At 45.6% G+C, this 9,367-nt stretch carries 10 protein-coding genes; 8 read left to right on the top strand and 2 right to left on the bottom strand.

Features of this window, described 5'->3' with window-relative positions:
• The first annotated feature begins 313 nt into the window (after nucleotides 1–313).
• The 8 genes from Q0277_RS03000 (at nucleotide 314) to Q0277_RS02965 (ending at nucleotide 5,815) form a co-directional block, all read left to right on the top strand.
• Nucleotides 314–1,468 (top strand): tyrosine-type recombinase/integrase, encoded by a 1,155-nt coding sequence (locus Q0277_RS03000; protein ID WP_297995452.1) that lies wholly within the window; start codon nucleotides 314–316, stop codon nucleotides 1,466–1,468.
• Nucleotides 1,469–1,758: 290 nt separating this feature from the next.
• Nucleotides 1,759–2,712: a Dyp-type peroxidase gene (locus Q0277_RS02995; RefSeq protein WP_297995450.1), complete on the top strand. Its 954-nt coding sequence runs from the start codon at nucleotides 1,759–1,761 to the stop codon at nucleotides 2,710–2,712.
• A gap of 30 nt (nucleotides 2,713–2,742) precedes the next feature.
• Nucleotides 2,743–3,357 (top strand): hypothetical protein, encoded by a 615-nt coding sequence (locus Q0277_RS02990; RefSeq protein ID WP_297995447.1) that lies wholly within the window; start codon nucleotides 2,743–2,745, stop codon nucleotides 3,355–3,357.
• Nucleotides 3,320–3,682: a hypothetical protein gene (locus tag Q0277_RS02985; RefSeq protein ID WP_297995445.1), complete on the top strand. Its 363-nt coding sequence runs from the start codon at nucleotides 3,320–3,322 to the stop codon at nucleotides 3,680–3,682. The genes Q0277_RS02990 and Q0277_RS02985 overlap by 38 nt, the downstream gene beginning before the upstream one ends.
• 68 nt (nucleotides 3,683–3,750) lie before the next feature.
• Entirely contained in the window at nucleotides 3,751–4,071 is a 321-nt protein-coding gene (locus Q0277_RS02980; RefSeq protein WP_297995443.1) for a hypothetical protein, read from the top strand.
• A gap of 162 nt (nucleotides 4,072–4,233) precedes the next feature.
• Entirely contained in the window at nucleotides 4,234–4,479 is a 246-nt protein-coding gene (locus Q0277_RS02975) for a hypothetical protein (RefSeq protein ID WP_297995441.1), read from the top strand.
• Nucleotides 4,480–4,865: 386 nt separating this feature from the next.
• Nucleotides 4,866–5,009: a hypothetical protein gene (locus Q0277_RS02970; RefSeq protein ID WP_291939074.1), complete on the top strand. Its 144-nt coding sequence runs from the start codon at nucleotides 4,866–4,868 to the stop codon at nucleotides 5,007–5,009.
• A 251-nt stretch (nucleotides 5,010–5,260) separates the two neighbouring features.
• Nucleotides 5,261–5,815 (top strand): hypothetical protein, encoded by a 555-nt coding sequence (locus Q0277_RS02965; protein ID WP_297995436.1) that lies wholly within the window; start codon nucleotides 5,261–5,263, stop codon nucleotides 5,813–5,815.
• A 290-nt stretch (nucleotides 5,816–6,105) separates the two neighbouring features.
• Here Q0277_RS02965 and Q0277_RS02960 read toward each other — a convergent pair whose 3' ends face one another.
• Both Q0277_RS02960 and Q0277_RS02955 read right to left on the bottom strand, forming a co-directional pair.
• A complete protein-coding gene (locus tag Q0277_RS02960) occupies nucleotides 6,106–8,832 on the bottom strand; it encodes a TonB-dependent receptor plug domain-containing protein (protein WP_297995433.1) in 2,727 nt (908 codons plus the stop codon).
• A 327-nt stretch (nucleotides 8,833–9,159) separates the two neighbouring features.
• Nucleotides 9,160–9,367 (bottom strand): hypothetical protein (locus tag Q0277_RS02955; RefSeq protein WP_297995430.1); only part of this gene is annotated, 208 nt, incomplete at its 5' end.

Genomic DNA, 9,367 nt, shown 5'->3' with positions numbered 1-9,367 from the left:
TTTACATTATAGTAAGGGAGGGCGAGATTTTGTAAAAGCTTAAACTTTTTATGTAACTTTTACTTAATTGAATTAATGGCGATGACGATTTTATTTTATGACTATTTTATTATATAAAGCTTAAAAATAAAAGCTAATTATTAGCGAGATTTTGTAAAAAATTGCTTTTCTTAATTGCCTTTTTGCTCTTTTTAAGATTTTCAAGTTCCATAAAATCGCACTTTAAGTAAAAAATTTTTATTTCAAAAAATTTCAACCTTAAAGATAGTGCTTTTTCGCTTACTTTTAATTAAATTTTGATAAAGTTACTTATATGAAAAATTTGGAAAAAAATAAGAATATCTATGTGCAACACGGACGTTTTTATATTGACTGCCAAAAGGATGGCATTAGAATTCGCCGCACTACGGGTCTTAAAAAATCGCCTTTGGCGTTTGATTTCGTTCGTAAAAATTATGATTTATTTCTAGGCTCTAAATCCGATATCGCGGAGGCCAGACGCCGGTATCGCGAGCTTGAGGACTTGCAGACCGACAGGCTTCTTAGAAAGGGGGAGAAAGGCACCGGCGCTATTAAAAATTCTAGTGAGTTTAGTTTTGATGGCGTAATCGATCGTCTCCTTGCCGAGAAGTCCTTTTTAAAGGATAAAACTAGGCGGCTTTACGTAATTATGAGCCATACGATCACGGAATTTTTAAGCTCTAATAGTATTTTCTACTTAGCCGACTTTGAGAGGCACCACAGCGTAGAATTCGTTAAATTTTGTAAGAGCAAAGGCTTAAAGGATAGCTCTATTAGCGGCTATTGCTCTTTTTTCAAGATGATTTTTCGATACGCCGTAAGTAATGACATAATCTCCAAAAATCCGTTTTTTATTCCTAGATTTAAGCAACATCTCGATGAATTAGAGGACGAAAAATTTCCGCCGTTTAGCCTTGATGAAATTTTAGAGCTCATTAAAAATGCCGACGACGAGTTGCGGTTATTTCTAGTCGTAGCGTTCTTTACCGGCGCCCGAACCGGTGAAATTTTAGCTCTTACTTTCGGCGATCTCGACTTTGAAAATAGGCAAATCCGGATAAATAAAACGCTTTCGGACGTCGGCATTGTGGATTCACCCAAAACTAAGTCCAGTAATCGTACGATCGATATGCTGCAAATCGTCTATAATGAGCTTATAAAGCTTGATAGCAGCGACAAAAGCCGGCGAATTTTTAGGCTTTCTCGGTCTATGATGCGGCTTAAATTTAATGATCTGCAAGCAAAACTTGGCTATAATATCCGCAGGCTTTACGATACCAGGCACTCCTTCGCTTCCGTAATGCTAAGTCGCGGCGAGGAGCCTATGTGGGTGGGTTGCAAAATGATGGGCCATAAGGATTTGAACGAGACTTATCGCTCTTATGCTAAATATCTGCCGAAAGAAGTTAAACAAAGGGCGGTTTTTTTAAATGATATTGTCATTTAAAATTTAATATTAGGCATCTTATTTTGAAAAATATGTTATAATAAGACTAAATTTTACTAAAAATAGATTAAAATTTTACTTCTTTTAATGCGTAAAAACGCCGTTTTTACGGCACTGCGACTTATAAATTTAAAGCCAAAATTTCATCGCCGCCGCAAATTTAACGATCAAAGATAAATTTCCTCCGCCGAAAATCAAACCCGAAAGCCACCTAAATTCTATCTCTACGCCCGCCGTTTACCGATATTGCGCTAAAATTCCTTTTAAATTTTATTTTGAAGGAGAGAAAAATGAGTAAAGAAAAAAGTTGCGCCTGTGCGCACGCAAAATCCCAAAACGTAACCGACGCGCCCGGCAACAACACCGTATTTATGATCTGGCGCTTTAACGCAGACAAAACCGCCTGCAAAAAGGCTTTTGAGAGGCTTTGCGGTTTGGTGATAAATTTAAACAAAACCGCCGTTACGAGATTCGGCGCGGCTAGCGAAACAAGCTGCGTGCTGGGCGTGGGCTTTGAGGCGTGGAAAATGCTCGGCTTGCCGAAGCCTTTGCCGAAGGAGCTAAAAAATTTCGAAGAGATTAGGGGCGATAAACACGCTGCGCCCGCTACTGGAGGCGATATCCATATCCACATCAGAGCGGGGAATCAGGCCGTTTGCTACGATATGGCAAGCGAGATCAGAGCCGCGCTAAAGAACGTCGCGACGTGTGAGGAGGAGATCTGCGGCTTTAAATACTACGACGGGCGCGCCATCATCGGCTTTGTGGACGGCACCGAAAACCCGCAGGGCGCAGATCGCGACTTTTTCGCCAAGGTAGGCGACGAGGATGCGGCGTACAAGGGCGGTAGCTATCTTTTTACGCAAAAATATATCCACGATATGAGCGCGTGGAACGCCGCGGGCGTCGACGAGCAGGAGCGCGTCATCGGGCGCAGTAAACAAAACGATATCGAAATGAGCGAGGAGCTAAAGCCTAGCAACTCGCACTCCGCCGCAGCCAACGTAGGCGACGACAAAAAGGTCGTGCGCGGCAATATGCCGTTTATGCAGGACGGCGAGACGGGAACCTACTTCATCGCCTACGCAAGCACCTTTAGCACGCTGGAGCTGATGCTTGAGAGTATGTTTATCGGCCGCCCGCGAGGCAACTACGACCGCCTACTGGATTTCAGCACCGCAAAGACGGGCGCGCTCTTTTTCGCTCCGACTTTCGATATGCTCGAGGCTTACGATGCGAGCTAAATTTAAAGCGCTTTAAGCTTAAGGCACGCGATGTTTTGCGATCTAAGCCCGTATCAGAGCAGGCGCTGCAAAGAGATCATAGAGGGCAAAGTCGAAAATAGTGAAAATATCAGCGGTTTACTGGAGTTTATAAACTCTAAATTTAAGGTTCGTCCTATCAGCGCGTTTTACGGCGCGGGCAGGGACTCGGCGTGGCTTAAGATCGTGCTTCGCTTCGATAAAGACGCCGCAAAAATCACCGATAAAAAGTGCATCGAGCGCTACCTCGCCCGCACGCCGCTTTACGCGAAGCTAAACGGGCTAAAGAATTTTTATATCTCGGTCGAGTCCTTCGAGTCGCAGATCTGCACCGATCTGATCCAAGGCGCGGTAGAGGAGCTGCTGCGAAACCGAAACGAGCTTTTAGCGCCGCTTAAAATTTGGTATATCGCAGCGGTGTCCGACGTGCCCGTAGTTTTTTATTTCACGAGGCAGGACGCGGTGCGCGGAGAAAGCAACGAAAAGATAGAGCGGCTGATAAGAAATTTGGTAGAGAAAGCGCAAGACGCCAAATACCTGAGCCACATGAAATTTAAGCTCTATTTTGACAGCAAGGAGTTCGTGGATCTTGAGTGCGGCGGAAATTTGTTCTATTATTTTAAATAAAATTTTACAAAGAAGCGAAAATGGATGCGAAGCTTTACAGAAGGTAACGCAGCTCTCGCGGGGGCTTGAGGAGGGCGGCGTGCAGAGCCTAAAAGCAGCACTTGAGGAAGAAGGCGACGAGGTTAGCAAGACGCAAGCTCGCGTGATCTTGGGCGAATACTACGTGATGAAAGGGGAGCCCGCGCAGGCTAGGGAGTATCTAGGGCCCGTAGCGCAAGACGCCGAGCGACTGCGAGATCAATACGATGACCTGCTGGACGATGAAATTTGCAGAGCCGATATACTTTTGGATATGATCAAGCGCTTCGGGTTTTTGGCGGAATAAAACCGCTCGCGATATGCGGCGGCACAATAAGCGTCGCGGCGGCGATAAAATTTTAAGATCGAAGCGAAATGTCGAAATACTCATTTGAAACCATAGAGCAAATGCTGCTAAAATGCGTAGCCGAGGGCAGCGAGCCCGAGCTTGGTTTCCGTCTGCGCGGCGCAGAGTATATGATAATCGCCTACGCCGATCGCTGCTCATTTCAAAGATGCGCGGACGAAGCTGGCGCAAATGCAAGCGGCGAGCGGTATTTCGCCACGCTGCGGGAACTCTACGCCGCGCCGCAAATAGACGGGCTCTCGCTAAAAGAGCTTGGAGCGAAACGGATGATTTTTAATGCTTTGATTTCGAGCTGTGAGATTGCAAGATTTTGTGCGGCGACACGGTAAGCGCACGCGGTGCCAATGCGCGGCGTACAAACAAAGGCGCGGACAAATTTTAACGAAATAAAATTTTGAAAGGACGCAAGCTAGCCTGCTTGGGATTACGTCGTTAAGGCGTGCGGCGAGGACGGCAAATTTGGCGCGGAATTCGAAGGACGTAAGATAGCGATGGATACGCCGAGCCTAGGCAGGCTGCAGCTTTACGTGAGCGCGGAGCGTTTGCGAGAGGATGATCTGAATTTACACGGCAAGAATCCAATATCCCCAAGCTCGGCATATCTAAAAATTTCATCCCTGGATTTAAATTTACGCGGCAAAAACTTAGATAGCAGTCTTGACGATGCCGAAAGCAAAAAGAGTGAAACGGACGCGCGAACTCGTTTGAATTTTAAGGCGAGCGCGGGCTTAAATTGAAGTAGATTCAATGGCGGCAGTGCGGACACAGAAATGTCGCCGCAAGGTTTAAATTTAAAATGCAAAAAAGCGGCGGCGCGGACGAAAGCGCGCTGCGAGATCTAAAATTTAACCGAAGCGGCACTGAGAGTGAGTAAATTTTAATTAGCGAGCGCGCTACAGCGTGCTTTATGCCGGAGAGTTCGCGGTTTTTAGCGTTTGCCAAATGCACGTCTGATAAAATGCAACTCGTAAAAATTGCAGCTGCAGTGCTATTTTCTAGCCTAGCGACAATAAATTCCGTAGTAATGCAGCTCGCAAAGGTGCTGCGGCCGGCGGACATCGACCTTAAAACTTAGAGCCATCGGGCTGATCGGCCCTATCGGGCCTAGTTGTGACTAGCGGACATGAGCCTTAAATCGTGGGCGGGCGTAAAAGATCGCGCAGTTTTTGTCTTTAAAAGGCGGCTTATCGGAGATTTGAACTCGCCGATTTTTATGCCAAAAGGCTTTTCGGCGGACATCTGCGCGCTGTTTGACGATAAAATTTAAACGTAAAAGCAAAATTTAATCATCGCAAAACGCCCAAGCCGCTAGCAATAAATTTTAAAAACGGGAGTAAATTTAATGCTAAATTTAAAAGATAAGCTGCAAAAGTCACAAAAGCCGCAGCAGTCGCAGTCTAGGCAAGACGCCGAGCACCGAAATCCGCCGCAATTTGACGATAAACCCTTGTCGTCAAAGACTACAACATCGCGGTATTCTTTATTTATAACCTATTCTTCGCCCCTTTGGCGGTACCGGTGTTTCTGTATATAGGGGATATTTTCCCATACTATACGCCGTTTGTTCCTGTAGTATTCGCCGTCGTCTCCTATCTAAACAGCGCCCATACGCGCTTTGTTCATTTGACGGACAGGAGCATCAACTATGTCAATAAAGGCAAAATCACGAAATCTATAAAATTCGATGAGATATCGCTCATAAAGCTCACCGCCACGCCGCTATTCGGGCATATCGTGCCCGCTAGAAATTCCGCAGGTATTGTGTTTTCGTTCATCGTGATAAGCGTTGCGTTCGCTGGATTTTTACAGAGCTTTAGAGGATTTATAATTTTTATTATGAGCCTGACGGCATTGGTTTTGCCGTTTTTCACCTCTAAACTGATTTTTTCAAAGATCACGGAGGGGAAATTTAGCTTTCGTGCGATCGATACTTTGATCATCTATGACGGCAAGGGCGAATTTATCAGTTTTATGATGAGCGAAACGGACTTTGAAAGGGTTTGCCGCTACATGCCAAAAGAGCGGCAGATCAGCTCGTCAAAATTTCAAAAGCAGTTTGTGATATTTCAATGAAAGAGCCTATTAAGCGATATCGGCGTTAAAATTTAAAAAGCCGTTTCGGCTCCTTAAATTGGTTGCAACTTAAATTTGGGCGTAAATTTTATAATTTCGCGTGCATTAAAATTTTGCGGCACATATGTTAAATCATACGATGCGCACGCTAAAATTTTACAGCGCGCGATACGGAATTTTAAGGAGCGCGGCGTGAAATTTGAAATTTCGCAAAATGCCCTAAATTTAAAAAATTTCACGAAATTTTGCGGAGCCGTGAAATTTTAAAAGCTCCGCAAATTTAGCTCACGCTACCACCGAATGCCCGCCTCCAGCCAAAACTGCCTGCCCGCCTCATAGACCAGATCGAGCGAGGTGTCGCTGCTAAGTCTTGCTTTGTTGCGCTTATTTAGGACGTTGTAGATGTCTAAATTCGTAAAAAATTCCACCTCGCCCGCCATCTTTTTAGCGTATCCGATGCGCGCATCCCAGCTGTAGCTTTTGCCGAGATTTACCTTTTCGTATTTGTCGTATCTGGCAGGATACTTGCCCGCAGGCGTCCTGCCCGTGCGGGCGATCGCTTCTTGTGAGCCTTTAAACGAGAGGAAGTTATTCACGCTGATGCCGTAGCTTGGAATTTTCGTGATGATGTTTAGGCTCGCCGTCCAAGGCCTAGCGTAGTCCTGCGCCGGAAGCTCCGATAGCCTCATCAGCCTGCCGTCATATTCGACGATCTTTTCATCTTCAAGCGTTTCTCTATCAAGCGATATGTCGTAAAGGGTGTTGTTCGTTTTCATCTTGATGTGTTCAAAGCCTAGCTCAAAGCCATTTAGCGTACCGAAGGCCTCATAATCATCGATCGTTTTAACGCCGAAGGTTAAAATTTTATTTTCGCTTCTGCCGTCATTAGTAAAGGTTTGATAGTTGTTTTGGTAGTTCGGATTCGGCGCTAGACCTAGATCTCTTCGCGTAGATTTGATGATCTGATCCCTGCCCTTGCGGCTTACATATTTGCCGAAAAACTCAAAATTCCCAAGCTTTTGCTTTGCCCCAAATACCAGCTCATCCTCATAAGGTACCTTTAGCTCGTTAAATTTAGTTAGAGACGGGTCTTTTGGCAGTTGCGTCCAGTTTTGCGTATAGGCATTGCGCGGGCGCGTGTAGGTAGTGGCGAGCCCCTCTCGCCCCTCTCTTAATTTGTAGGTAAAGAGATTGCGTCCGTAGTAGCGGTTTGCACCGAAGCTAAGAATCGAATCGCCGTCGCCGAAAATATCGTAGTAGCTGTTAAATCTCGGCGCCGCAGTCGTTTGCTTCATATAATCGTCCCTACTTAATCTTACGCCAGGTCGCAAGGTAAGATCACCGATTTTTATCTCATCCTCCAGATAAACCGCCAAGCTCTTCATATCCACCTTGGTATTGCCCTTGTAATAGCTTTTTCGCGTAAAAAACTGGCCGCTTCTGCCGAGTCTCGCAAAAGAATCGTCTATCGAGCAGAGCTCGTCATTCGGATCACAAGCATTTACGCCCGCAGGTAGCGGTGCTATTCCGCCAGCGGTCATAAACTCTTTTCTTACATTAAATTTAGCCTCTTGCTTTTTAAACTCAAAGCCTGTGATAAATCTATGCTTACTGCCGCCTAGATCAAATTCGTTAAACTCCAGATCCGCGTTGTACGAAAAGCTCTTTTGAGTCTGATCAAGATCCCCAAAGCCACCCTCTATCGCCGCAGCAGATAAAAATTTACCGCCCCAATTCTTTACGTTTGAGTATTGCCAAGCCCTGTAATATTCATTCTCGGCATCACGCGAACTCTCCAGCTTGCTGTAGGATAAAATTTGATTAAATCTAGCAAAATCGCCATCGTAGTCGGTTTTAAGCGCTAAATTTAAACCGCCTGATTTCATATCGGCGTATGAGTCTTTGATGTGGTCGTTAAACATCTTATTTCGCTCGGGCGCGTAGGTTACGCTAGGCGTGATAGTTAGGCGGTCGGTCGCATACCAGAGCGCCTTTAGGAAGTAGTTGTCTATATTTCGCCTCTGAATTCGCTCGGTGATGGTCGTATCAGCGTTGTATCTTCTGTCGTAGGCCTTGAGCGGAATTTTACTTCTAGTGTTGGTGTAGCCGAACATCAAGCCCAGATCCTCGGTAACGGTGCCTTCTAAATTTAATCTCGTGATCCACTTATCAAATCTCGGCTGATTTAGCGGCGTAGCGGAGTTTTCAAAATTTTGCTCATCGCCGTAGATATGATATCTAGTCCAGCTATCCTCAGTGTGCTGCATCGAAAATTTGCCGTGAAAGCCTGCGCGCGGATCTCGCGTCTTAGCCTCCACCACGCCGCCGGTAAATCCGCCGTATTTTGCCGAGACGCCGCTATCGTGCACCTCGACGCTTCGTAAAAAATCGCTATCGATCGCCATACCTTGCGAGACGGAATTCATCGTATCAAACGCCGAAAAGCGCGTAGGATTGCCGCCGGGGTTTCTAGCGGGATCGAGATCATTATTCATATTCGCGCCGTCGAGCATAAAGTTGTTTTGCCAATACTTCGCGCCGTTAATGCTGATGTTTGCGGGGCTGATCTCGCCCAGCGTCGTGCTCTGGCGGTTCGTGGAGCTGAATTGCACGTTTGGATTGGTGCGCAAAAGCTGCACGAAGTCGCCGTTGCCGCTAGGCATCGACTCGATCATCGTTCTGCTTATCTTTTGCGTACCGCCGTAGCTATCGCCGACGCTCGTAAGGCTCGAGTCGATGTTGCCGACGACGACTATTTCGGGGAATTTATAACTATTTATCGCCGCAGCGGAGCTTCGCGCGCCTGGGTTTTCTTTGGTAGAAACGCTCCTGGTTGCGTTATTTTCAGACGAATCCTGCGCGATGCTTAGACTGCAAAGGCACGCCGCGACTATCAAGGAGCGTACAAGCCCCCCCCAGCAGCGATTTTGAGTAAATTTCTCGCCTTTTACGGAAGCGGAATAATTGCGGCCTGCGCCGCTTTTACATGGCTTACAGGCCCAAAAACCGACAATCATCTTTTCTCCTTTTTTGAAAATAAAAATTAAGACCGAGGAAATTTAGCCAATAATATTTTAAATTTCAATAAAAGTGATAACAATTATACGACTTATGCAATCAATAGAAAAAATGTAACAAAATAGCGATATATCGGTGAGATAAATCTATTCCAAAATAAAATTTATCTAAAATATATGCACGGTACAGATGGGCTTAATTGAATTTTATTCTTGGGTATATTTTTAAAGCACATAAATTTGCGGCACCGAAATTTGTCGTGCAAGCGCCGTTAAATTTAAACGCGGCTAGTAAATTTAGAGCAAAATTTAAACGCGCTGAGCCGGTTAAAATTTCGGCGCGTTTATCCTCACGGTTTCATCGGTATCAAAAATATAGGTCTGCGCCGCATCCGCAATATCCTTCGGCGAGATGGAATTTACGATCTTTTCAAACGCCTTAAAATCGGCGATCTCCTCATTCCAAAGCGCGTATTTTACGAGCGCGTCGTTCCAAAACTCAGGGCTTTCGCGAGCGGTACGCGCCGTGATAATC

This window comes from uncultured Campylobacter sp. (assembly GCF_938030815.1).
In the GTDB taxonomy this organism is placed as follows: domain Bacteria; phylum Campylobacterota; class Campylobacteria; order Campylobacterales; family Campylobacteraceae; genus Campylobacter_B.
This window is presented reverse-complemented; position numbering and strand designations above follow the sequence as displayed.